The sequence below is a fragment of the Streptomyces flavidovirens DSM 40150 genome (genome assembly GCF_000429085.1).
Lineage (GTDB): Bacteria > Actinomycetota > Actinomycetes > Streptomycetales > Streptomycetaceae > Streptomyces > Streptomyces flavidovirens.
Map to the genome: position 1 here is coordinate 40,824 of NZ_AUBE01000002.1, position 21,917 is coordinate 62,740.

At 70.9% G+C, this 21,917-nt stretch carries 21 protein-coding genes and 1 pseudogene; 5 read left to right on the forward strand and 17 right to left on the reverse strand.

The features are described from left to right. Positions 1-134 precede the first annotated feature (134 nt). Genes G412_RS0102900 through G412_RS0102910 form a run of 3 tightly spaced genes read right to left on the reverse strand, consistent with a single transcriptional unit; the run spans position 135 to position 2,573 of the window. Positions 135-800, reverse strand: a complete 666-nt coding sequence (locus G412_RS0102900) for a vWA domain-containing protein (protein WP_028810755.1) — start codon at positions 798-800, stop codon at positions 135-137. Between the two features lie 25 nt (positions 801-825). Further along, entirely contained in the window at positions 826-1,311 is a 486-nt protein-coding gene (locus G412_RS0102905) for a hypothetical protein (protein ID WP_028810756.1), read from the reverse strand. Next, positions 1,308-2,573 carry a hypothetical protein gene (locus G412_RS0102910; RefSeq protein WP_028810757.1) on the reverse strand — a complete coding sequence of 422 codons (1,266 nt, stop codon included), beginning with the start codon at positions 2,571-2,573 and terminating at the stop codon, positions 1,308-1,310. The genes G412_RS0102905 and G412_RS0102910 overlap by 4 nt, the downstream gene beginning before the upstream one ends. A 197-nt stretch (positions 2,574-2,770) precedes the next feature. Between G412_RS0102910 and G412_RS39545 the strand changes: the two genes are divergently transcribed. Beyond that, positions 2,771-3,247 (forward strand): hypothetical protein, encoded by a 477-nt coding sequence (locus G412_RS39545; RefSeq protein ID WP_157839049.1) that lies wholly within the window; start codon positions 2,771-2,773, stop codon positions 3,245-3,247. Here G412_RS39545 and G412_RS0102915 read toward each other — a convergent pair. Further along, complete coding sequence (locus tag G412_RS0102915) at positions 3,193-4,350, reverse strand: acyl-CoA dehydrogenase family protein (protein WP_028810758.1); 1,158 nt, start codon at positions 4,348-4,350, stop codon at positions 3,193-3,195. The genes G412_RS39545 and G412_RS0102915 overlap by 55 nt on opposite strands. A 176-nt stretch (positions 4,351-4,526) precedes the next feature. Here G412_RS0102915 and G412_RS0102920 point away from each other — a divergent pair, with 176 nt between their 5' ends. After that, positions 4,527-5,873 carry a UDP-glucose dehydrogenase family protein gene (locus G412_RS0102920; protein WP_028810759.1) on the forward strand — a complete coding sequence of 449 codons (1,347 nt, stop codon included), beginning with the start codon at positions 4,527-4,529 and terminating at the stop codon, positions 5,871-5,873. Positions 5,874-5,960: 87 nt separating this feature from the next. Here G412_RS0102920 and G412_RS37655 read toward each other — a convergent pair. The 5 genes and pseudogenes from G412_RS37655 to G412_RS0102945 form a co-directional block, all read right to left on the reverse strand. Next, positions 5,961-6,098: pseudogene (locus G412_RS37655) on the reverse strand (CGNR zinc finger domain-containing protein); the annotation flags it as partial. 33 nt (positions 6,099-6,131) lie between these two features. Then, positions 6,132-7,334, reverse strand: a complete 1,203-nt coding sequence (locus G412_RS0102930; protein WP_028810760.1) for a dipeptidase — start codon at positions 7,332-7,334, stop codon at positions 6,132-6,134. 928 nt (positions 7,335-8,262) lie between these two features. Then, positions 8,263-9,468 (reverse strand): dipeptidase, encoded by a 1,206-nt coding sequence (locus tag G412_RS0102935; protein ID WP_244282833.1) that lies wholly within the window; start codon positions 9,466-9,468, stop codon positions 8,263-8,265. Beyond that, entirely contained in the window at positions 9,465-10,037 is a 573-nt protein-coding gene (gene purE, locus G412_RS0102940) for a 5-(carboxyamino)imidazole ribonucleotide mutase (protein ID WP_051338085.1), read from the reverse strand. The genes G412_RS0102935 and purE overlap by 4 nt, the downstream gene beginning before the upstream one ends. Further along, positions 10,034-11,152 (reverse strand): 5-(carboxyamino)imidazole ribonucleotide synthase, encoded by a 1,119-nt coding sequence (locus tag G412_RS0102945; protein WP_028810763.1) that lies wholly within the window; start codon positions 11,150-11,152, stop codon positions 10,034-10,036. The genes purE and G412_RS0102945 overlap by 4 nt, the downstream gene beginning before the upstream one ends. 173 nt (positions 11,153-11,325) lie before the next feature. On the opposite strand from G412_RS0102945, the gene G412_RS0102950 reads away from it, so the two are divergent. After that, the gene (locus G412_RS0102950) at positions 11,326-11,841 is read left to right on the forward strand and encodes a GtrA family protein (RefSeq protein WP_028810764.1); all 516 of its coding nucleotides are present in this window, start codon (positions 11,326-11,328) and stop codon (positions 11,839-11,841) included. 33 nt (positions 11,842-11,874) lie between these two features. Here G412_RS0102950 and G412_RS0102955 read toward each other — a convergent pair whose 3' ends face one another. Continuing rightward, on the reverse strand, positions 11,875-13,164 hold the full coding sequence (locus G412_RS0102955; protein WP_028810765.1) for an ATP-binding protein: 1,290 nt from the start codon (positions 13,162-13,164) through the stop codon (positions 11,875-11,877). A gap of 15 nt (positions 13,165-13,179) precedes the next feature. Further along, on the reverse strand, positions 13,180-13,857 hold the full coding sequence (locus tag G412_RS0102960; RefSeq protein WP_028810766.1) for a response regulator transcription factor: 678 nt from the start codon (positions 13,855-13,857) through the stop codon (positions 13,180-13,182). A gap of 375 nt (positions 13,858-14,232) precedes the next feature. On the opposite strand from G412_RS0102960, the gene G412_RS0102965 reads away from it, so the two are divergent. Further along, on the forward strand, positions 14,233-15,732 hold the full coding sequence (locus G412_RS0102965; protein ID WP_028810767.1) for a peptide MFS transporter: 1,500 nt from the start codon (positions 14,233-14,235) through the stop codon (positions 15,730-15,732). 93 nt (positions 15,733-15,825) lie between these two features. Here the strand turns inward: G412_RS0102965 and G412_RS0102970 are convergent, their stop codons facing one another. Continuing rightward, positions 15,826-16,134, reverse strand: coding sequence for a DUF397 domain-containing protein (locus G412_RS0102970; RefSeq protein ID WP_037647566.1), 309 nt, complete (start codon positions 16,132-16,134; stop codon positions 15,826-15,828). After that, entirely contained in the window at positions 16,121-16,945 is an 825-nt protein-coding gene (locus tag G412_RS0102975; RefSeq protein WP_028810769.1) for a helix-turn-helix domain-containing protein, read from the reverse strand. Before G412_RS0102975 ends, G412_RS0102970 begins: the two co-directional genes overlap by 14 nt. Positions 16,946-17,064: 119 nt before the next feature. Here G412_RS0102975 and G412_RS0102980 point away from each other — a divergent pair, with 119 nt between their 5' ends. Next, positions 17,065-17,289, forward strand: a complete 225-nt coding sequence (locus G412_RS0102980) for a hypothetical protein (protein ID WP_028810770.1) — start codon at positions 17,065-17,067, stop codon at positions 17,287-17,289. 219 nt (positions 17,290-17,508) lie between these two features. On the opposite strand, the gene G412_RS0102985 is transcribed toward G412_RS0102980, so the two are convergent. The 4 genes from G412_RS0102985 to G412_RS0103000 all read right to left on the reverse strand — a co-directional run bounded on the left by G412_RS0102985 (position 17,509) and on the right by G412_RS0103000 (position 21,873). Beyond that, on the reverse strand, positions 17,509-18,873 hold the full coding sequence (locus G412_RS0102985; RefSeq protein WP_028810771.1) for a hypothetical protein: 1,365 nt from the start codon (positions 18,871-18,873) through the stop codon (positions 17,509-17,511). A gap of 14 nt (positions 18,874-18,887) precedes the next feature. Next, positions 18,888-19,937, reverse strand: coding sequence for a hypothetical protein (locus tag G412_RS0102990; protein ID WP_028810772.1), 1,050 nt, complete (start codon positions 19,935-19,937; stop codon positions 18,888-18,890). A gap of 272 nt (positions 19,938-20,209) precedes the next feature. Continuing rightward, positions 20,210-21,163, reverse strand: a complete 954-nt coding sequence (locus G412_RS0102995) for a COG1470 family protein (protein WP_051338143.1) — start codon at positions 21,161-21,163, stop codon at positions 20,210-20,212. 8 nt (positions 21,164-21,171) lie between these two features. Then, complete coding sequence (locus G412_RS0103000; RefSeq protein WP_028810774.1) at positions 21,172-21,873, reverse strand: hypothetical protein; 702 nt, start codon at positions 21,871-21,873, stop codon at positions 21,172-21,174. Positions 21,874-21,917 lie beyond the last annotated feature (44 nt).

The following is a 21,917-nucleotide window of genomic DNA, read 5'->3' on the forward strand; positions in this document are numbered from 1 at the left end:
CGGCTGCGGCTGCGGCTGCGGCTGCGGCTGCGAGGGACCGTGCGACACGATCGACTCCACCGAACTCCACGTCTCGTGCAACGGGTCGCCGCACTCCGCAACCCCGTCCGCACTCTCCTGCTGCATCGTCGCCCTCAGAGCTTGTCGAGGGACACGGTCGAGAAGCCGGGTACGGTCTCGTCCACGGCCAGGGAGAAGCCGGACCCTCCGTCGGCGGCGATGCTGCTCGCGGACCGCACGATGGAACGGGTCAGGCTGGAGGCGAATTCGCGCAGAGCCTGGGCCGGTGACACCTTGGCCTCCTGCTGGATGAAGGCACGGAAGTTGGCCACCTGACCGATGGTCGCGGCCTCCGCGTCCCCGATGCCGAAAGCGATGATCTTCGGGCAGAACCGCGACTGGGTCAGTTCCTTGTGCGCCTGCTCCCAGCCGTCGTCCGTGGGGATTCCGTCGGAGAGGAAGAAGGCGACCGGGCGGTAGACCTCGTGCCCTTCCGCCTTGAGCGCGGCCACATCCGCCTCGATGCACCGCAGCAGCGTACGGAAGGCATCGCCGTACGACGTCAGCCCGCCGGCCGCCAGTGCCGGAACCTCGTCGATGTCGCTCAGGTCGACGAGCGGCTGGAGCACATTGGCGCTGCTGGAGAAGCCGATCAGACAGAACCGCGTCTTGTCCGCGACCGTCGGATTGGTGCTGATCTCGTGATGCAGCTCGGGCAAGGCCTCGTTGATCGCCTCGATCGGGTCGCCGGACATCGAGCCCGACTCGTCACAGAGCAGGTAGAACGGGAGAATCTGCACGGTCTCGTACCTCCGGTGGTGCCGGTCAGTAGGTGTAGAAGTAAATTTCGATGTCGGCGTGCCCCGCGGAGGCCCCGCCCTTCCAGAAGTCACGCGTGGTGGCGTCCTTGAACATGTCCGGCCGGGCCTTCTTCAGGAGGGAGTTGACCTCGTGGGCGTAATCGCCTCCCGCACCGGGATCCGCATGGCGCCCGAAGGTGAGGACGAACGCCGCCTGCCGGCCCCGATGCGGGGCGGTTACCGCGCGCAGCCGCTGTGTGATGCGGTCCTTGTCGCCGGGGGCCGCGTCGATGGCCACCTTCACCGGCTTGTTCATCACGGCTCGGGGACCTGTGCGCTTCGCAGGCTTCGAAGGCTTCGGCTTCGCGGAGGGGGAAGCGGAAGGCTTCGCCGCGGCCTCGGACGCCAGGGGGTCACCCTGGTCACCCATCGCCACCAGGGCCAGGACCAGGAGCATGTCCGCGAAGAGCCAGCCGGCCAGATGCAGCGGGTTGAATCTCGGCGCCCTCATCGCGCGTCGGCCCGGTACGGTGCGGCGTCCTCCGGCAGCCGCTCCAGCGCCGCAGTGTCCCGCGCGGGCGGCGGCGCCGGCAGCGGTACGTCGCGCAGAGCATCCACGAGGTGGCCGAACCGCTCCGCCACCTCACCCAACGCCGCGGCGTGCTCGGCCAGTTGACGTACGGCCGCTTGCGATTGCGCCGCGCTCCGGGCGGACTCCTCAGCCACATCGCCAAGCCGCGCCAGCACCTGGGCGGACACATCGGCGACCACTTCGATGCCGGTGGTGAACGAGCGCTGCGACGCGGCGAGCGCGGTGACCGAATCCTCGACCCGGTCACCGGCCCGGCCGATGACATCACGCACCTCGCCGCTGGTGCCCCGTACGTCTTCCAGGGCGTTTCGGACCATGACGCCACTGCCGCTCAACGCGGCCTCGACATCCTTGCCACTCCCCCGTACGGCCTCCTCGATGCGCTCGGCCGCGTCCTCCAGGGGGCGTACCGACGTGTCGATACCGGCGAGGCGGCGCTCGGCCTGCTCAACGGCCTCGCCCACGACAACGGCCGCGGCAGACAGTTCCTTCTGCGCCTTGGCCGAGCGAGTCCCGAGCCGGGTGAGCGTGGCCGCGGCGCCGGCCAGTTCGGCGGCGAACCGCTGCGGCGAGGCCATGCGGTGCACGTTCAGTACGAGCTGTGCCTGCGTCAGCACCGGTACGAGACGGCGTATCAGCCTCTCCGCCTCTCGCTGCGCGGCCTCCTCCCGGCGGGTGACCGCGGCCCGCCGGAAGCCATGCACGAGCACGAGCGCGAACAGCAACGCGATCGCGACGGTGGCTCCCATCGCGACGTGACCGAAGGTGAACGCACCGGTCAGGTGTCCTTCGAAACCGGACTGCCACAACTGGAGGAACGGCCGGGCAGCGGCCTTCGGATCGGCTCCCGTCAAGGCCTGGTAGGCGCTGGACGCCTGGGTCAGTCCGTACCAGGTCAGCATCAGAGGCGCGAAGACCAGCGCACCGAGCACCGCCTCCAGCCAGGACCACGCCTTGTGTTCTTCCCCGGCACCGGCGGCCGGGCGGATGCTCTCCGGTCTCGCGTAGGCGTGCAGCAGATCGAGGTCCGCCCACGGGTCGAGCGCGGCGGCATCCTTCGCGCCTAACGCATCGGCGAGAGCGGCGAGTTCAGCACGCCGGGGAAGGAGTCCCGACTCGTCCGCAAGCTGTTTGATCTGCTGGGAGACCGTGTGACGGTCCGCCAAAGCCCCTACGGGCATGCCCACCCCTATGAGAGAAACACGGGGGGCTCCCCGCCGCGCGCTCCTCGCTCCCCAGCGATTCGAAGCGCCTTCGCCCCCTCACAGCACCACCGTACGGAACGTGCCGCCGTGGGCGCAGAGCGTACCCCACACCTGTGACACCAGGCATACAATCCTGACCCACGTAACCGAGGGCACGTGCCGACTGGGGGCTCATGAGCGCCGACGACCGCCCGCGAGGAGTGATCCGGCTGCGCGGGCCGCGACCCCCGGCCGGGACCGACTCGCCACCGCGCGCGTTGACCAGGGCCGATCCGCAAGCGCGGATCGCCGGGCGAGGGGTCCTACAGGCCAATCTCAACTGGCTGCCCAGTGCCGGCGCGGACCTGAACCTGTGCTGCCTGGTGTCATTCACGGACGGCTCCACCACGGTCGTGCAGGCCCTGGGGGACGACTACGGCTCGCTCACTTCATGGCCTTACGTCGCCCTCGATCACGACGACCGGACCGGGGAGTCCTCCGACGGCGAGACGTTGCGGGTGAACCTGCCCGCCGATGCGAAACGTCCCCCGGCGGGACGCCGGGGGACGTTCGTCGTGCCGATGCCGTCACGAGCACCTGACTTGCGGAAACCGGGCTACGGAAGGTTCCTCGCCATGACGATGCGCTGGACCTGGTTCGTGCCTTCATAAATCTGCGTGATCTTGGCGTCGCGCATCATGCGCTCGACCGGGTAGTCGCGGGTGTAGCCGTAGCCGCCGAGGAGCTGGACCGCGTCTGTGGTGATCTCCATGGCCGCGTCGGAGGCGTAGCACTTGGCCGCGGCGCCGAAGAAGGTGAGGTCGGCGTCGACGCGCTCGGACTTGGCGGCGGCCGCGTACGTCAGCTGGCGGGCGGCCTCCAGCTTCATGGCCATGTCGGCGAGCATGAACTGGACGCCCTGGAAGTCGCCGATCGGCTTGCCGAACTGCTTGCGCTCCTGGACGTAGCCCTTGGCGTAGTCGAGGGCGCCCTGGGCGATGCCGAGGGCCTGGGCCGCGATCGTGATGCGGGTGTGGTCCAGGGTCTTCATCGCGGTGGCGAAGCCGGTGCCCTCCTCGCCGATCATGCGGTCGGCGGGGATGCGGACGTTGTCGAGGTAGACCTCGCGGGTCGGCGAGCCCTTGATGCCGAGCTTCTTCTCCGGGGCGCCGAAGGAGACGCCCTCGTCCGACTTCTCGACGACGAAGGCGCTGATGCCCTTGGAGCGCTTGGCCGGGTCGGTGACGGCCATGACCGTGTAGTACTCGCTGACGCCGGCGTTGGTGATCCAGCGCTTGACGCCGTTGAGCACCCAGTGGTCGCCGTCGCGGACGGCCTTGGTCTTCATGCCCGCCGCGTCCGAGCCCGCGTCCGGCTCCGACAGGGCGTACGAGAACATGCCCTCGCCCTTGGCGAGCGGCGTCATGTACTTCTTCTTCAGGTCCTCGCTGCCGGACAGGATGACCGGGAGCGAGCCGAGCTTATTGACCGCCGGGATCAGGGAGGAGGAGGCGCAGGCGCGCGCGACCTCTTCGATGACGATGACGGTGGCCAGGGCGTCCGCGCCCGCGCCGCCGTAGGCCTCGGGGACGTGGATGGCCTGGAGGTCGTTGGCGACCAGGGCGTCCAGCGCCTCCTGCGGGAAGCGGGCCTCCTCGTCGACCTCTGCGGCGTACGGCGCGATCTTCGCCTCGGCGAGCGAGCGCACCGCGTCACGGAGCATGTCGTGCTCTTCGGACGGGCGGTACAGGTCGAAATCAGGCGAGCCTGCCAAGGTCTCTCACTCCCCAAGGATGCTAACTACCGTTAAGTAACCCAATTTTAGGGGGCAGGCCGCCCGCAGGGATACGTGAGCTTGCCGACAGGCGGGAACTCGGGAACAGGTTCCCGTGGGCACGCCCGACTATGCTCGGTCGCCGAATGTCTGCCCGCACCTCTCTGGAGCACTCCATGGCCCTCAAGATCACCGTGATCGGCACCGGGTACCTCGGCGCCACCCACGCCGCGGCCATGGCTGAGCTGGGATTCGAGGTCCTCGGCCTCGATGTCGTGCCCGAGAAGATCGAGATGCTGGCGGCCGGCAAGGTCCCGATGTACGAACCGGGGCTCGAAGACCTGCTGCGCAAGCATGTCGCGGGGATCGAAGGGTCGAGCGGCCGGCTGCGCTTCACCACCTCGTGGGAGGAGGTCGGCGCGTTCGGCGACGTGCACTTCGTGTGCGTGAACACGCCGCAGAAGCACGGTGAGTACGCGTGCGACATGAGTTACGTCGAGTCCGCCTTCGCCTCGCTCGCGCCGCGCCTGACGCGCCCCGCCCTCGTCGTCGGCAAGTCGACCGTCCCGGTCGGCAGCGCCGCCCGGCTTGCCGCGCTGCTCGCGGAGCTCGCCCCCGTGGGGGCGGACGCGGAGCTCGCGTGGAACCCGGAGTTCCTGCGCGAGGGGTTCGCCGTACAGGACACGCTGCACCCGGACCGGATCGTGGCGGGCGTGGAGAGCGAGCGCGCGGAGAAGCTGCTGCGCGAGGTGTACGCCGGTCCGATCGAGGAGGGGTCTCCCTTCGTGGTGACCGACTTCCCGACCGCCGAGCTCGTGAAGACATCCGCCAATTCCTTCCTGGCTACCAAGATCTCGTTCATCAACGCGATGGCGGAGGTGTGCGAGGCGGCCGACGGCGACGTGCTGAAGCTGGCCGAGGCGATCGGGTACGACGAGCGGATCGGGAAGAAGTTCCTGCGGGCGGGCATCGGCTTCGGCGGCGGCTGCCTGCCGAAGGACATCCGGGCGTTCATGGCGCGCGCCGGTGAGCTGGGCGCCGACCAGGCACTCACCTTCCTGCGCGAGGTCGACTCGATCAACATGCGGCGGCGCGGGCACATGGTCGAGCTGGCGCGCGAGGCGGTCGGCGGCAGCGGCGGCTTCCTGGGCAAGCGGGTCGCGGTGCTGGGTGCGACGTTCAAACCGGACTCGGACGACGTACGCGACTCGCCGGCGCTCAACGTCGCCGGGCAGATCCACCTCCAGGGCGGCCAGGTCACGGTCTACGACCCCAAGGGCATGGAGAACGCGCAGCGCCTCTTCCCGACCCTGGGTTACGCGCCGACGGCCGTGGACGCGGTGCGCGGCGCGGACGTGGTGCTGCACCTGACGGAGTGGCGCGAGTTCCGGGAGCTGGACCCGGAGGTGCTGGGCGAGGTGGCTTCGGAGCGGCTGATCCTGGACGGGCGCAACGCGCTGGACCCGGAGCTGTGGCGTGGGGCGGGCTGGACGTACCGGGCGATGGGGCGGCCGAAGGCGTAACGCCTCCAGGCATGGGTGGGGCGCCCTCCCGAGTACGCCGATCACGGTCGCGTAGTCGGGAGGCCGCCTTTCGCTTACCGCCGCCCGTCAGGACGATTTGGGGGCGCGGCCGGCGCGGTACTTGCGCATCTTGGCGCGGCTGCCGCAGACCGCCATCGTGCACCAGCGGCTCCGGCCCGCCGGGCTGCGGTCGTAGTACGCCCACCGGCAGCCCTCGGCCTCGCACGGCGGGCCGGAGTCGCTGCTGAGCGGCCGGCGTCACGGGGTGACGGGGACGGGGCGGCGACGGCGGGTGGCGCGGGAGATGAACTCCGTGTCCCGTACCACCCGTGCCGCGTTGCCCCACGTCAGCAGGGCGAGGTCGGCCTCGTCCCAGCCGCGGTCGAACAGCTCCGCGATGAGATGCGGGTAGCACGAGACGTCCCGGAGGTCCTCTCCGTGCGGTACGTCGGCCACATCCGCCCCGTACATGCCGCTGAGTCCGACGCACTCCCGGCCCGCCACCTCGCGCACGTGGTCGAGGTGGTCGGCGACCCGGCGCACGGTCTGTTCGGGGGCGAAGCCGACCATGCAGACGCCCTTGTCGGGGGTGAGGGCGCGCAGTACGTCGTCGGAGGCGTTCGCCGGGGTGTCGGTGAGTGCGCGGGCGCCCGAGTGCGAGAGGACCACCGGGGCGCGGCTGAAGGACAGCACGCCGTGCACGGTTTCGGCGGGTGCGCCGGTCAGGTCGATGAGTACGCCGAGGCGGTTCATCTCCCGTACGACTTCCTGCCCGAAGGGGGTCAGCCCCTCCCCCTTCGCGCCCGCCCAGCGCGTGCCGGCGAACGCGAGGCTGCGTACGCCGAGTGCGTGGTACGCGCGGAGCGTGCCCAGGGAATCGCCCAGGGCGTGACCGGAGACGGGGCCGAGGAGCGAGGCGATGCGTCCGCAGTTGCGCGCGTCGGCCATGTCACCGGCGGTGAGGGCGAGACGCAGGCCCTCGGGGTAGGCGGCCACGACCTTCTTGACGAGGTCGATCTGTTCGAGGGTGGCGCTGATGGCCCGGTCGCCGGCGTACTCAGCCGGGACGTGGAGGGACCAGAACTGAGCGCCGACGCCGCCGGTGCGCAGGCGGGGGATGTCGGTGTCCAGGGTGGTCTCGCCCAGTTCGAGGTCGTGCCACTGGCGCTGGCCGAGGGTCCAGGCGAGGTGGTTGTACCCGTCGGCGACGGGGTGCTCGACGAGGAGCGCGCGGGCGCGGCCGAGGCTGTCCTCGGGGGCGGGTGGTGGGGCGGGCTCGGATTCATCGAACGCCGCCCCTTCGAACACGATCTCGTCGAGCTCGTCGGGCGGCGCGGCCTGGGCCAAGGACTCCGGAGGCGCGGGTTCCGCGTGCTCCGGAACGACCGTCCGCGCTATTCGGTCGAGCTCGCCGACCGCGGCGGTGGACGAGGTGTGCGGGTCGTCCTGCAGATCTGCCATGACGGGACTCCGAATTCATGGACGAAGTACGGCCACGGTGACACGACAACGCCGAGGCTTCACGGCGGATGGCGCGTTCGGGGTACGGGCCTTGCGGGGGGCGGAGGGCCGCAGCGCGTGGGCGGGGCCCGGGGTCCGCAGCGCGGGCGAAGCCAGGGGGGCCGCAGCACGGGCCGGCCGCAGCGCGTGGGCGCAGCCGGGGGCCGCAGCACGGGGCGAGGCGGGGCCGGGGGCGCAGCGTAGGCGAGGCCGGGGGCGCAGCGTAGGCGGGGCCGGGGGGCCGCAGCGCGGGGCGGGGCGAGGCGGGCCGCAGTGCGGGGCGGGGCCGGGGGCGCAGCACGGGGCGGGGCCGGGGGCGCAGCACGGGGCGGGGCCGGGGGCCGCAGCACCGGGCGCAGCCGGGAGCCGCAGCGCGTGGCGGGGTCGTAGGGCCGCAGCACGGGGCGGAGCCGGGGCCGCTGCGCGTGGGCGGGGGCCGGGGGCCGCTGCGCGGGGCTTCCCCTACCCGCCCCTTCCCGAAACCGGGGGCAAGCCCCCGGACCCCCGGAGGCTGGGGCCTAGGGGTCGCCGCGCAGGCGGCACGGCGACCCCGCCCCTCCTCGAAACGGGGGCAGACCCCCGGACCCCCGCCCCTTCCCAAAACGGGGGCAAGCCCTCGGACCCCCGCAAGGGGGGCGCCTCAGTCGTGCCGGGGGGCGTATCACCCCGCTTCGCTTGCCAGGCCGCCGGGGAGGGGACGTGTCGGGGCGCTCCCCGCAGGGTGTCGAACGCAACCACCGCGAACGAACCAACACCTACCCGAACGTTCGGCACCCGAGGAGACGCCCCGGCGCGGCACCGCCCCCGAAGCCCCCGCAAAAGGCGACCCCCAGAAGCTCCGGCGCGGCACCGACCCCAACGCCCCCGCAAAAGGCGACCCCAGACCCCGCTACGTGTCCAGTTCCGCCAGGGTCGCGTTCGACGGCGGGCGGTGTTGCAGGGACTTCGCGACCGACTCCGCGTCGCGCAGCGCACGTACCGCGTTGTGCCACGTCAGTTTGGCTACGTCGCCCTCCGACCAGCCCCGCCGCAGCAGCTCCGCGATCAGGTTCGGGTAGCCCGCCACGTCCTCCAGGCCGGCCGGGGTGAACGCCGTGCCGTCGTAGTCGCCGCCGATGCCGATGTGGTCGATGCCCGCGACCTCGCGCATGTGGTCGAGGTGGTCGGCGACCGTCGCCACCGTCGCGACCGGACGCGGGTTCGCCTCCTCGAACGCGGCGTGCACCCTCATCGCGTCCGGCGTAGTCGCCAGGTGGTGCAAGCCGTGCGCCCGCATGTTCTCGTCCGCGCGCCGCGTCCACTCCACCGCCTCCGGCAGCACGAACTTCGGCACGAACGTCGCCATGGCCACACCCCCGTTCCCCGGAAGCAGCCCCAGTACGTCGTCCGGAATGTTGCGCGGGTGATCGCACACCGCCCGCGCCGACGAGTGCGAGAAGATCACCGGGGCCACCGACACCGCCAGCGCCGCCCGCATCGTCGTGGCCGCCACGTGGGACAGGTCCACCAGCATGCCGACGCGGTTCATCTCGCGGACCACCTCGCGGCCGAACGGCGAGAGCCCGCCCACCCCCGGCTCGTCCGTCGCCGAGTCCGCCCACGCGATGTTGTCGTTGTGGGTGAGGGTCATGTAGCGGACCCCCAGCGTGTGCAGCGCGCGCAGCGTGGCGAGGGAGTTGTTGATCGAGTGGCCCCCCTCGGCGCCCATCAGCGAGGCGATCCGCCCGTCGGCGCGCGCCGCCTCCATGTCGTCGGCCGTCACCGCCCGCACCAGGTGCTCCGGGTAGCGCGCCAGGAGTTGCGTGACGACGTCGATCTGCTCCAGCGTCGCGCTGACCGCGTCGTCCCCGGCCAGGTCGGAGCGTACGTACACGGACCAGAACTGCGCCCCGACACCCCCCGCCCGCAGGCGGGGAATGTCGGTGTGGAGGCAGGCCGACTGGTCGGTGGCGATGTCCCGCCGGTCCAGGTCGTAACGGACCTGCTCGCGCAGCGCCCACGGCAGGTCGTTGTGCCCGTCGACCACCGGGTACGCGGCGAGCAGCTCGCGGGCCCGCGCGACCAGGTGGCCGTACTCCGCCCCCACCGGCGTCACTTGCCGAAGCCGAAGGAGTCCGCGCCCTGCGCCTTCGCGCGCAGCCGCTTGCCCTTCTCCGTCGCCTGGTCGTTCAGCTCCTGCTGGAACTCCCGCATGCGGGCGAGGAGTTCGGGGTCGTGCGCCGCGAGCATGCGGGTCGCCAGCAGCCCCGCGTTGCGCGCGCCCGCCACCGAGACCGTGGCGACCGGGACACCCGCCGGCATCTGCACGATGGACAGCAGCGAGTCCATGCCGTCGAGGTACTTGAGCGGGACCGGTACGCCGATCACCGGCAGCGGCGTCACCGACGCCAGCATGCCCGGCAGGTGCGCCGCCCCGCCCGCGCCCGCGATGATCACCTTGAGGCCGCGGCCGTCCGCATCCTCGCCGTACGCGATCATCTCGCGCGGCATCCGGTGCGCCGATACGACGTCGACCTCGTACGGGATCGAGAACTCGTCCAGCGCCTTGGCCGCCGCCTCCATGACGGGCCAGTCGGAGTCCGACCCCATCACGATGCCGACTACGGGAGCGGAAGGCGACGAAGCAGCAGACGGAGCAGCAGACGGAGCAGCAGAGGTCGTCATTCGGTGATCGTTCCTCGCAGGTAGCCGGCGGCATGACGGGCGCGCTCCAGCGCGTCGTCGAGGTCGTCGCCGTAGGTGTTGACGTGGCCGACCTTGCGGCCGGGCTTCACGTCCTTTCCGTACATGTGGATCTTGAGCTGCGGGTCGCGCGCCATGCAGTGCAGGTACGCCTGGTACATGTCCGGGTAGTCGCCGCCGAGGACGTTCGCCATGACCGTCCACTTCGCGCGCGGGCGCGGGTCGCCGAGCGGCAGGTCCAGGACGGCCCGCACGTGGTTGGCGAACTGCGAGGTGATCGCGCCGTCCTGCGTCCAGTGCCCGGAGTTGTGCGGGCGCATCGCCAGTTCGTTGACGAGGATGCGGCCGTCGGCCGTCTCGAAGAGTTCGACGGCGAGGTGGCCGACGACCCCGAGCTCCTTGGCGATGCGCAGCGCCAGCGCCTGCGCCTGGCCGCCGAGCTCCTCCGAGAGGCCGGGCGCCGGGGCGATCACGGTGTCGCAGACTCCGTCGACCTGCCGCGACTCGACGACGGGGTAGGCGACGGCCTGGCCGTGCGGGGAGCGGACGATGTTCGCCGCCAGTTCCCGTACGAAGTCGACCTTCTCCTCCGCGAGGACCGGGACGCCCGCCTTGAAGGGCTCCTCCGCGTCCTTCTCGCCGCGTACGAACCAGACGCCCTTGCCGTCGTATCCGCCGCGCACGGTCTTGAGGATCACCGGGAAGCCGCCGGTCTCGGCGGCGAACGCCGCCGCGTCCGCCGGGTCGCTCACGATGCGGTGGCGCGGGCAAGGCGCTCCGATCTGCGTGAGCTTCGCTCGCATCACGCCCTTGTCCTGGGCGTGCACCAGTGCGTCGGGCCCCGGCCGGACGGGGATGCCGTCCGCTTCCAGGGCCCGCAGGTGCTCGGTCGGGACGTGCTCGTGATCGAAAGTGATCACGTCACAGCCGCGCGCGAAAGCGCGCAGGGTATCCAGATCGCGGTAGTCGCCGATGACGACATCGCTGACGACCTGGGCCGCCGAGTCCTGGGGGGTGTCACTGAGGAGCTTGAATCTGATGCCGAGGGGGATACCAGCCTCGTGGGTCATACGGGCGAGCTGACCGCCACCGACCATGCCGACTACGGGGAACGTCACTCCTCCAGGGTATCCGCAGGCCCGCGGGCCCCTGTCCGCGCCCGGCTCTCACCCTCGCGCCGGACATCCCCGGAAGCCGCTGGTTAGCATGGCTGGGTTGACGACATGACCGAACGTCGACGACTTCGACCGAAACGGGGCTTGCGAACACCATGAGTGGACGGGACGGCGGCCCCATGCGCAGGCGCCTGGAGCGGCTCGCGCGCGAGTTCGCGAAGTTCGGCACCGTCGGCGGGCTGGGGCTCCTGGTGGACCTCGGGCTGTTCAACCTGCTGTGCCACTTCATGGACGTCCCGGTCGTCCCCGGCGGCATCATCGCCACAGTCGTGGCGATCGGCTTCAACTACCTGGGCTTCCGCTACTTCACGTACCGGGAGCGCGACAAGGACCACAAGAGCCGGGAGCTGACCCTCTTCCTGCTGTTCAGCGCGATCGGCCTGGTGATCCAGAGCGGTGTGCTGTACGTCGCGACGTCCGGCTTCGGCTGGGACAGCCCGCTCCAGAGCAACGCCTTCAAGTTCCTCGGCATCGGCATCGCGACCGTCTTCCGGTTCTGGTCGTACCGCACCTGGGTCTTCCAGAAGCTGCCGGTGGCGCGCGACGCCCGGCAGGCGGCGGGTCCGTTCCTGGACGACCCGCGGGTCGTCGAAGGCGACCGCGTCACCTGACGTACGCCTGACGTCACCTGACGTCACCTGACGTCACCTCACCGTCGGCTCGGGCGGCGGCTCCGGCGGCGGCTCCTCCTCCCCCTTGGGGCGCGTCACCCTGCTCAGGAAGAGCGCGAACACCGGCGGCTGCTGCTGGAGCATTTCGAGGCGCCCGCCGTCCGCCTCCGCCAGGTCGCGCGCGACGGCCAGGCCGATCCCGGTGGAGTTACGGCCGCTGATGCTGCGCTCGAAGATCCGCGCGCCGAGGTCGGCGGGCACGCCGGGACCCTCGTCGGTCACCTCGATGACGGCCTGATTGCCGGTGACGCGGGTACGCAGCGCGACCGTACCGCCACCGTGCATGAGGGAGTTCTCGATCAGCGCGGCGAGCACCTGGGCGACCGCGCCCGGCGTGCCGAAGGCCCGCATGCCGTGCTTGCCCGAGTGCACGATGGCGCGGCCCGCGCTGCGGTAGGCCGGGCGCCACTCCTCGATCTGCTGCTTGACGACCTCGTCGAGGTCGAAGGCGACGGCGGAGCCGGTGCGCGGGTCGCGGGAATTGGTGAGCAGCCGCTGCACGACGTCGGTGAGCCGCTCGACCTGGGTCAGCGCGATCGTCGCCTCCTCCTTCACCGTGTCCAGGTCCTCGGTGAGGGTGATCTCCTCCAGCCGCATGGACAGGGCGGTCAGCGGCGTACGGAGCTGGTGGGAGGCGTCGGCGGCGAGCCTGCGCTCGGCGGTGAGCATCCGGCCGATGCGTTCGGCGCTGGAGTCGAGCACGTCGGCGACCCGGTCGAGCTCGGGTACGCCGTACCGCTTGTGGCGGGGGCGCGGGTCGCCCGAGCCGAGGCGCTCGGCGGTCTCGGCGAGGTCGGTGAGCGGGGAGGCCAGCCGGTTCGCCTGGCGTACGGCGAGCAGGACCGCGGCGATGACGGCGAGCAGCGCCACCGCCCCGATGATCATGAGCGTACGGCCGACTTCGTCGGTGACGGTGGAGCGGGACTCCATGACCGTGACGACCTCGCCGGAATCGCCCCGCTCGACGCCCGTGATGACGCTGCCACGGGGGCGTTCGCCGATCTCGATGGGCGCGCGGCCCGGCAGCTCGATGCGGGCGTACCGCCTGGGGTGGATCTGATCACCCAGCACGCTGGGATTGACGCTCTCCTCACCGAGGACGCGGCTCTCCACGACGCTGATCAGGCGCACCGCCTCGGAGTCGACGCTCTCCTGGGCGCTGTTGCTGATGGTGCGCGTCTCGACGATGACGAGGGAGACGCCGAAGACGGCGATGACGACGAGCACTACGGCGAGCGTGGAGTTGATCAGGCGGCGGCGCATGGCTGTGTGTGTACGTCAGCTCTTCTCGAAGCGGAAGCCGACGCCCCGCACGGTGGCGATGTAGCGCGGGTTGGCGGCGTCGTCGCCGAGCTTCTTGCGGAGCCACGAGATGTGCATGTCGAGGGTCTTGGTCGACGACCACCAGGTGGTGTCCCAGACCTCGCGCATGAGCTGGTCGCGGGTGACGACGCGGCCGGCGTCCCGGACGAGGACCCGCAGGAGGTCGAACTCCTTTGCCGTGAGCTGGAGTTCCTCCTCGCCCATCCACGCGCGGTGCGACTCCACGTCGATCCGTACGCCGTGGGTCGAGGGCGCGGGGGCGGGCTCGCTGGCGCCGCGCCGCAGGAGGGCCCGTACGCGGGCAAGGAGCTCGGCGAGCCGGAACGGCTTGGTGACGTAGTCGTCGGCGCCCGCGTCGAGGCCGACGACGGTGTCCACCTCGTCCGCGCGGGCGGTCAGTACCAGGATCGGGATGGCGTGGCCCTCGGCGCGCAGCCGGCGGGCGACCTCCAGGCCGTCCATGCCGGGCAGCCCCAGGTCGAGCACCACGAGGTCCACGCCGCCCTGGAGACCGGCGTCGAGCGCGGACGGGCCGTCCTCGCGCACCTCGACCTCGTAACCCTCCCGACGCAGGGCGCGGGCCAGTGGCTCCGAGATGGATGCGTCGTCCTCGGCGAGCAGTACACGGGTCATGGAGTGATGGTAGTCCGCGAGGAGGACAGGCCGCGGCCGGTCACCACATGATCGTTCTGTCCTGCGGCCGTGGGATGTGATCCTGGTATCGACCTTCGAATTACGTCTGTTGGTTCCGGCGCAACCTGTGATCCATCTCTCAAGTACTTCCATATGCGCCGGTGTCGTGGCGTATCGTGGCGAGTCGTCTGTAGCAGGACTCTGAGCCCTTTGGACAGCGAAACACGCCAAAGGGTTCGATTTCTGCGCGGGATCGGTATCGCCGTCCCGCACGGTGAATGACCATGGGCCGGGCCCTCGCGCGACGCCGGCCGCCCCCCACCGGGCGCGTACCGCTCACGAGGCCGACGCGTCCCGAGCAAGCAAGGATCGACCATGGCGTCCAGCCTGACGAAGGACTCGGCCAGTACTCCTGCCGTCGAGAAAACCTTCCTCGGCCACCCCCGCGGCTTGGCCAACCTGTTCATGACCGAGATGTGGGAGCGCTACAGCTATTACGGCATGCGCGCCCTGCTCGTGCTCTACCTGTCGGCCGCGGTGGCCGACGGCGGTCTCGGCTTCGACGCGGGCACCGCCATCGCGATCTACTCGGTGTACAACGCGATGGTCTACCTGCTGGCCCTGCCGGGCGGCTGGTTCGGCGACCGCGTGTGGGGTGCCCGCAAGACCGTGGCGGTCTCCGGCACGATCATCATGGTCGGCCACTTCCTGCTGGCCCTGCCGACGGTGGTGTCGTTCTTCATCGGCCTGGCGTTCATCGCCGCCGGTTCCGGTCTCCTCAAGGCCAACATCTCGACGATGGTCGGCCACCTGTACCGGGACAAGAACGACCCGCGCCGTGACGGCGGCTTCACGATCTTCTACATGGGCATCAACCTCGGTGCCTTCGTCGCCCCGCTGACCATCGGCTGGGTCGGCCAGAAGGTCAACTGGCACTACGGCTTCGCCATGGCCGGTGTCGGCATGGCCATCGGCCTGGCCTTCTACTTCCTCGGCTTCCGCAACCTGGCGCCCGAGTCGAGTGAGGTCCCGGCCCCGCTGTCGGACGCGGACCGCGCCGGCATCATCCGCAAGGCACTGATCTGGCTGGCCGTCGCGGCCGTCGCGTACACCCTCGTCGGTCTCAGCGGCCAGTTCACCATCGACTGGGTCCTGTGGCCGCTGACCATCCTGGGTCTGGTCCTGCCCGCGTTCTACATCATCCGCATCAAGCGCGACAGCGACCTGACCGCGGTCGAGCGGTCGCGGGTGTCGGCGTACGTCTGGTTCTTCGTGGCCGCCGCCGCCTTCTGGGGCATCTACGACCAGACCGGCTCCACGCTGACCCTGTTCGCCAAGAACAACACCGCCAGCTCGATGCTCGGCTTCTCCTTCCCGGAGAGCTGGTTCCAGTCGCTGAACCCGCTGTACGTGATGGCGCTCGCCCCGGTCTTCGCCTGGCTCTGGGTGGCGCTCTCCCGCCGCGCCAAGGAGCCGAGCACCCTCAGTAAGTTCGCCTTCGGCCTGGTGATGATCGGCGCCTCGTTCTTCGTGATGATGCTCGCCCAGGCGGCGTCCGCGGGCGGCGTCGAGGTCACCCCGCTGTGGCTGTGCGCGGTCTACCTGATCCAGACCGTCGGTGAGCTCACCCTCTCCCCGGTCGGCCTGTCACTGACGACGAAGCTGGCCCCGGCCAAGTACGCGTCCCAGATGATGGGTGTCTGGTTCCTCGCCGTGACCGCGGGGTCCTCGGTGATCGCCCTGCTCCAACTGGTCGGCGCGCCGACCGACACCACGTGGTGGTTCGCCAGCCAGGGCGCCATCGCGATGCTCGGCGGGTTCGCGATCTTCATGTACCGCAGGAAGGTGCAGCCGCTCATGGGCGGCGTGCACTGACCTGATCCGACCTGACGCCGGTCACTCACGGAACAAAGGCCGGGTGCGGCACGCGACAGCGTGCCGCACCCGGCCTTTTCGCGCCCTTCGGCGTCAGCGGGGGCCGAGGTCGCCCGCGCGGACGGCGGTCACGAACGTCGTCCAGGCCGGGGCGGCGAAGGCGACTGCCGGGCCGTGGGGGTTCTTGCTGTCGCGGACGGGGACGTGGGCGGGGCAGGCGGCGTCGTTGACTTCGAGGCACTCGCCGCTTTCGCCCCCGCTGTGGGTGGACTTGCGCCAGGCGGCGTAGGCGGCGGGGTCGCTGGTTTCGAGGCAAGCCCCGCTTTCGCCGCCGCTAAAACTGGACTTGCGCCACACGGGCAGTACCGAGGCGTCGGGGATGATGTGCCTACTGCGCTTCATGGTCGTAATCCTCCGCGACGGACCTGATCAGTGCCAGGGACTTACGGTGCGACAGCGCGTCGCTCATGGCGTGATCGTAGGCCACCTGGCAGTCACGCACCATCGACGGCAGTTCCCACACTCGGCCCGTGTTCAGGCCTTCCACGTACGCAACGGGCGGCAATTCCTCGAACCACATGAGTGAGACAACTCCCTCCAGCAGAGCGTGAGCTCCCACTGAAAACGGCAGCACGTGCACACGAATGCGCCGGCTCTCTCCCAAGGCCACTACGTGCCGGAGCTGTTCGCACATGACCGCCGGACCGCCGATGGGGCGCCGCAGCACCGCTTCGTCCAACATCGCCCAGACCACCGGCGAGTGAAAGTCTTCGAGTATGCGCCCCCGCTCCAGTCGCGTGACCAGCAGGCTGTCACGCTCCTCATCGCTCTGTGGCGAATGGCCCGAGCTGAGCACTTCGCATGCGTACCGCTTCGTCTGAAGAATGCCGGGGATCAACTTCGGTGCGTACACCCGGATCGATGTCGCCTGCCCCTCGAACTCCAACGCTTCCTTGAAGTGCTCGGCCACCTTGCGGCCGTCCAGCGTCGGCAGAAAGCGCTCGAAAAGTCCGCCCGTTTCCAAAACCTGGTCCAGGCGCCGCGCGTCCTGAAGGCTCGGGCGGCGGCGGCCCGCCTCGATGTGGGCGATGTGCGTGCGCGACATGATCGCCAGCACGCTCAGTTCCTCCTGGGTGAGCCCGGCCGCTTCGCGGCGGTTGCGCAGTTCCTCGCCGTAACGGACCCGGACTTCGGGATTGTCCTCGATGGCCATCAGCAACTCCCGCAGGTGCCATGGGCGTTGTCACGCCTCAACCACTGGCGAGCCTACTCGGGACGGCCTCACGCTGTGAACGATTCGACACACAGAGTGAAATCGAGAGGCAGCGCGCTATGCAAACGCCGTACGAGCAGGGCTGCTACGTCGCCCACACCGGGACCGACGTCTACGGCCCCGGCAAAGTCATCGGCGTCGAAGGTGAGTGGCGGCGAGTGAGGTTCGTGTACTTCGTCGCCACAATCCGCGCCGACGACCTGCGCGCCGCCTCCGCGTCCGAGACAGAACAGGTGAGGGAATGGCTGAGGCAGAAGCAGGCCAGGTACGGCGGCCAGTGGTAGCGGGCGCGTCGATGACGCTGCGCGTGTCGCGCGACAGCGGGCTGACCTGGGGGCGGCGTACGACGTACTCACCCGCGCGCGACGTGGTGCCGATCGAGCCGATGGAGCGGTTTCCGGTCTGCGCCTGCCCTCGTTGCCGTACGGGTACCGCCTAGCGGCGGGGGTGGGTGTCCGGGACGCGCGAGGCGGTCCCGGACACCCGTGTACGTACGCCACGGGTCAGCGCATGCCGCGCAGTCGGCGCCACGGGGTGAACGTGAACACCGCGCCGCCTAGCAGGATCACCGTGCCGGCGACCAGGCCGAGCGCGCGCAGGCCGCCGTTGTCGGCTGCGCCGGTGTCGGCGAGGCCGCCGCCGGAGTCGGTGCCGCCTCCGCCGGCCGCCGCGTCACCGCCGCCGGGCGAGCCGCCAGCCGAACCGCCCGCCGAGCCGCCGGTGGAGCCGCCGCCCGACGCGCCGCCCGGCTGGGCGGCGGTGTCGAGCTCAAGGGAGACCTCCGCCTTGCCCTGGACCGTGCAGGGGATGGTGATCTTCTGGCCGCCCAGGGTCACGTCGATCGTGAGCGTGCCGGGGCTGAGGGTGGTCTTGCCGCTGGCGCCGGGTTTGTACGTACCTGTCATGTCCGGCAGGTCCACCGGCTTGCCCTGTTCGAGCGGGTCCTTGTTGGGGGGCCCGGTCACGGGGACGACGCCCTTGTCGGCGCCGCCCAGGAGGACCGCCATGGACGGCTTCAGGGCGCCCGCGGGGAGTGCGGCAGGGCTGTCCATGACACCCTTGGCCGTCTTGACGACGAGGTCGTAACTGCCGCCGTTCTTCTTGGCGTTGATGGTCACCTTGGAGTTGATGTTCGCCGGGCCGGGCGACTTGCACGCGAAGGCGACGGTGACCTCCTTGCCGGGGAAGTCGCTCTGGCCGCCGTCGCCGCCACCGCCGGACGTGCTGGTGCCGCCGGACGCCGTACTGCCGCCGGACGATGCCGTGCCGCCACCGGAAGCCGTACCGCCACCGGACGACGACGTACCGCCGCTGGACGACGTACCGCCCGTACTGCCGCCGCCCTCCGTCACCTTGATGGTCGCGGCGGCCTTGACCGTCTCCTTCGGGGTGCACTTGGTGTCCGTGGACATCGGCTTGCTGACGTTGATGTTGTACGCGTCGGGCGTCAGCGTGATCTCGCTGGCTTTCTCCAGCTTCAGGGTGCCCTTCATGTCCGGCAGTACCATCGGGCTGTTCTTGGGGATCGGCGGGTTCTGGCGCGGGCCCTCCATCTTCAGGTCGGCGGTCGCCGCGCCGCCGACCTTGACCGTGCCGGTCGGTTTGACGGTGTTCTTCTCCAGGTCGATGACGTCGGGGTTCTTGGAAGCGGCCTCGACCGTCTTCCACACCACCTCGACCTCGTCGCCCACCTTGGCCTCCGCCGGTGCGGTGATCAGCACCTTCGTGGTGCCCTGTACGGGCGGCATGCCGGAGATGGGTGGGGGTATGCACTCGGTCTTGTACGAGACTTCGGCTGCTTGCGCGGGGCTCGCCGCGAGCAGGATTCCCGCGCCGCCGAGCATCAGCGCGACGCCGGCCGCGCTCATCCTCCGTTGCGTGGTCACGAATTTCCCTTCGTCGTCGGACTGTTCTGAGGCTGGGACGGTGCGGAGATCCGGGGGTGCGGGCCCGGCGCGTTGTCCGGGGTGAACCAGGGGAGGGCCGTGGTTGCGGTGGAGGGCGGGGACGGGGCGGACTGTGCGCGTGGCGTACGGGTCCGGGCCGCGGGGCCCGCCGGGCGGTGGCGGCCGCTCGGTCCGCGCGGCGGCCGGACCTTGTCGACGACCGCCATGCCGATACGGAACACCGCGGCCGGGACGACCACGCACAGCAGGACCCAGAAGAGCGTGACGCCCCATGGCCGCCCCACGCCCCACGGTTGCTCGGCCAGTACCTTCTGCCCGTACTTGAGCGAGACGAGGTAGTCGCCGTGCGCGCCGGGCGGAAGCTGTACGTCGAGCTCGACGCGGGCCTTTCTGCCGGGCTGGATGGTGCCCCGCCACTGGCGTTCCTCCCACTGGGGGGCGAAGACGCCGTGCGAGGTGCCGATGCGGAAGACGGGGTCCTTTACCGGGTCGGAGCCGAGATTGCCGACGGTGACGACGAGTCTGCGGGCCTGCGGGGCGCCGAACCACGTCAGTACGGAGCCCGAACCGTCGAGCCGGGCCGCCGCGAGCACGGCGAGCTTTCCGCCCTCGCCGGGCTCCGGAAGCGGCTCGACGGGGTGGCCGGCGACCACGAACCGGGCGTCGACGGCGGCCGGTTCGCCGCCGGTGACGGTGGCGACGTGTACGACGCACGGGCACGGCCTGGGCGGCTCGGCCACCGGCATCTTCTTGCGGAAGCCGCCGTTGGAGTCGGTGGTCACCGCGCGGCCGTCGGAGTTGGCGCAGGAGTTGGTGCCGCCGATGACGCCTCTGCCGGGTGAGGACTGGCCGCAGATCAGCATCATGAGGAGGGTTCCGGGCCGCCAGCCGGTCCCGCTGACGGTGATGTCACCGCCTTTGCCGGCCTCCTGCTCGCTGAGTGTGACCTCGGGCGGCTTGTCGGGGTCGGCGCCGGCGGGGGCGGTGGGGATGAGGACGAGCGCGGTCAGGAGGGCCAGCAACACCGCTACCGCCCTCGGGGCGCGGGCCGGGGGTCTTGCCCCACGCCGCCCCTTCCCACAACTGGGGGCGGGCCCCCAGACCCCCTGTGCCCGCTGTGCGGGCGGGAAGAAGCCGTGGGTGCGCCGCCCCCACACCCCCGCGCGCGGCTGCTTCGCACCGCGTGAAGAGCCGAAGGCGCCGCCTGGCGACTGCGCGCCGCCCGGGCCCGCGGGGACAGCGGGCCGGGGTCCGGGACGGCCGGCAGGGGCGGGGGTGGTGGCCGGTGTGGCGGGGGTCACGTTGTTGCTCCTGCCTTCGCCAGAGGTCGTTCGGGCCGCGTCGAGTCCGGGTCCGGGGTCAGTGGTCTCGCGCTGCGGCGTACGCGCCGTACCGCTGTTCCACCCGCGACCAGCACCACCACCAGCAGCGCCGTGCCCGCCACCGCGCCCAGGGGCACGAACGACGCGGTCGCCGTCGCCTCGCCGCGTGCGCCGCCCGCCGCCGTCGCGGTCAGGTGGACGTCCACCGCGTCGAGGGCCGGGGCGCCGGGCCAGGGTTCGGTGCGCTCCACGCGTTCGCCGGGGGCGAGGCGCTCCGGCAGGGTGCGGGAAGCGCGGCGCAGGATCTCGCCGCCGAGGAAGCCTTCTGCGCGTACGGCCAGGCGCGGGGTCAGTACGGTGTTGCCCCGGTTGACCAGGGCGTACCGGATGACGGCGCCGTCGCCCTGCCCCCGTACCGTCACGTCCTCGACCGTGAGCGCCGCCAGCGTGGGGCCGCTGACGCGCAGGTGGACGGGTACGTCCGTCGTGCGGCCGCCGTCCGAGGCGGCGATCGCGCCGGGGTGCTCGCCGGGCGCCGCGCCCGGTGGCACGGTCACCGTGAAGGGGACCTCCGCGCGCGTGCGCGGCGGGATCCTCACCTCGGCCGTGGCGAGCGCGATCCAGCTCCCGCTGCCCTCATTCCCCTTGCCGCGCAGGCGGACTGTGGCGGCCTTCCTGCCCGGGTTGGTCAGCGCCAGTCTGTCCTCGAAGACGGTGCCGGCCACGCCCTCCAGGTAGAAGTACGGCCTGCCTTCTCCGTCGCCGTCGCCGTCACCACCGCCACCACCGCCGCCGCTGGGGGACGCCGTCCAGGCCGGCGCGTCGTCCGACGCGGCGGCGGGCGGGGACAGCGGGGCGGCACACAGCACCGCCACGGCCGCGGCGGCGACGAGGCGGCCGGTGTGACGGGCCCGGCGCGGCGACTGCACGGGCCGCTTCAGCCCGTGGGCCGCTGGCCGCGCCGGGTCAGCCACAGCGCCCCGGCCGCCCCGGTCAGCAGGACCGTGCCGCCGAGCGTGCCGAGCGCCAGGGCGTAGTCCAGCGGTCCGGTCTTCGGCAGCTCGCCCGGAGAGCCGCCGGCCGTGTTCGGCGACGTACCGCCCGAGGAGCCGCCCGAGCCGCCGCCGCCGCCCGAGCCCTTGACGTCGAGTTCGAGCGACGGTTTCGGGTTGTTGGACGGGGTGCAGGTGGTGGTCGTACCGAGCGCCTTGATGGTCAGGACGGACGCCGTGAAGGTGACCTTGCCGCTTTTGCCGGGCGTGTACGTACCGGTCAAGTCGCTTATCTTGATGGGGGTGTTGGCGGGGATGGCGGCCGGATTCGGCGGGCCCGACACCGGCACGGTGCCGCTCTCCGCGCCGCCCAGCCTGATGACGGCGCTCGGCTTCATCGCTCCCTTGCCCAGCTCCACGGGGCTGGACGAGACGCCCTTCTGGAAGGACATGGTGAGCTTGTACGCGCTGCCGCTCCTGACGCCCTTGATGTCGATCGGGGAGACGGCTCCCTTGTTCCCGATCGGCGTCTTGCACTGGTAGTTGACGTCCACGACGTCGGCATGGGCCGCGGGGGCTGCCAGCAGCACCACCGAGGCCACAACCGCCGCCGTCAGCACGAGAGTTGTCCGCTTCTGGTACGACACCTCAAGTCCCCTTATACCGGAAGACACGTTACTGACGACACATC

Bases quoted from the DNA above. Each gene is read 5' to 3' on its own strand.
- G412_RS0102960 (WP_028810766.1), bottom strand. From the start codon at position 13,857: ATGACCCGTGTACTGCTCGCCGAGGACGACGCATCCATCTCGGAGCCA.
- G412_RS0102980 (WP_028810770.1), top strand. From the start codon at position 17,065: ATGCAAACGCCGTACGAGCAGGGCTGCTACGTCGCCCACACCGGGACC.
- G412_RS0102950 (WP_028810764.1), top strand. From the start codon at position 11,326: ATGAGTGGACGGGACGGCGGCCCCATGCGCAGGCGCCTGGAGCGGCTC.
- G412_RS0102920 (WP_028810759.1), top strand. From the start codon at position 4,527: ATGGCCCTCAAGATCACCGTGATCGGCACCGGGTACCTCGGCGCCACC.
- G412_RS0102985 (WP_028810771.1), bottom strand. From the start codon at position 18,873: ATGAGCGCGGCCGGCGTCGCGCTGATGCTCGGCGGCGCGGGAATCCTG.
- G412_RS0102945 (WP_028810763.1), bottom strand. From the start codon at position 11,152: ATGGTCGGTGGCGGTCAGCTCGCCCGTATGACCCACGAGGCTGGTATC.
- G412_RS0102965 (WP_028810767.1), top strand. From the start codon at position 14,233: ATGGCGTCCAGCCTGACGAAGGACTCGGCCAGTACTCCTGCCGTCGAG.
- purE (WP_051338085.1), bottom strand. From the start codon at position 10,037: ATGACGACCTCTGCTGCTCCGTCTGCTGCTCCGTCTGCTGCTTCGTCG.
- G412_RS0102905 (WP_028810756.1), bottom strand. From the start codon at position 1,311: ATGAGGGCGCCGAGATTCAACCCGCTGCATCTGGCCGGCTGGCTCTTC.
- G412_RS0102910 (WP_028810757.1), bottom strand. From the start codon at position 2,573: ATGCCCGTAGGGGCTTTGGCGGACCGTCACACGGTCTCCCAGCAGATC.
- G412_RS0102970 (WP_037647566.1), bottom strand. From the start codon at position 16,134: ATGAAGCGCAGTAGGCACATCATCCCCGACGCCTCGGTACTGCCCGTG.
- G412_RS0102930 (WP_028810760.1), bottom strand. From the start codon at position 7,334: ATGGCAGATCTGCAGGACGACCCGCACACCTCGTCCACCGCCGCGGTC.
- G412_RS39545 (WP_157839049.1), top strand. From the start codon at position 2,771: ATGAGCGCCGACGACCGCCCGCGAGGAGTGATCCGGCTGCGCGGGCCG.
- G412_RS0102975 (WP_028810769.1), bottom strand. From the start codon at position 16,945: ATGGCCATCGAGGACAATCCCGAAGTCCGGGTCCGTTACGGCGAGGAA.
- G412_RS0102955 (WP_028810765.1), bottom strand. From the start codon at position 13,164: ATGCGCCGCCGCCTGATCAACTCCACGCTCGCCGTAGTGCTCGTCGTC.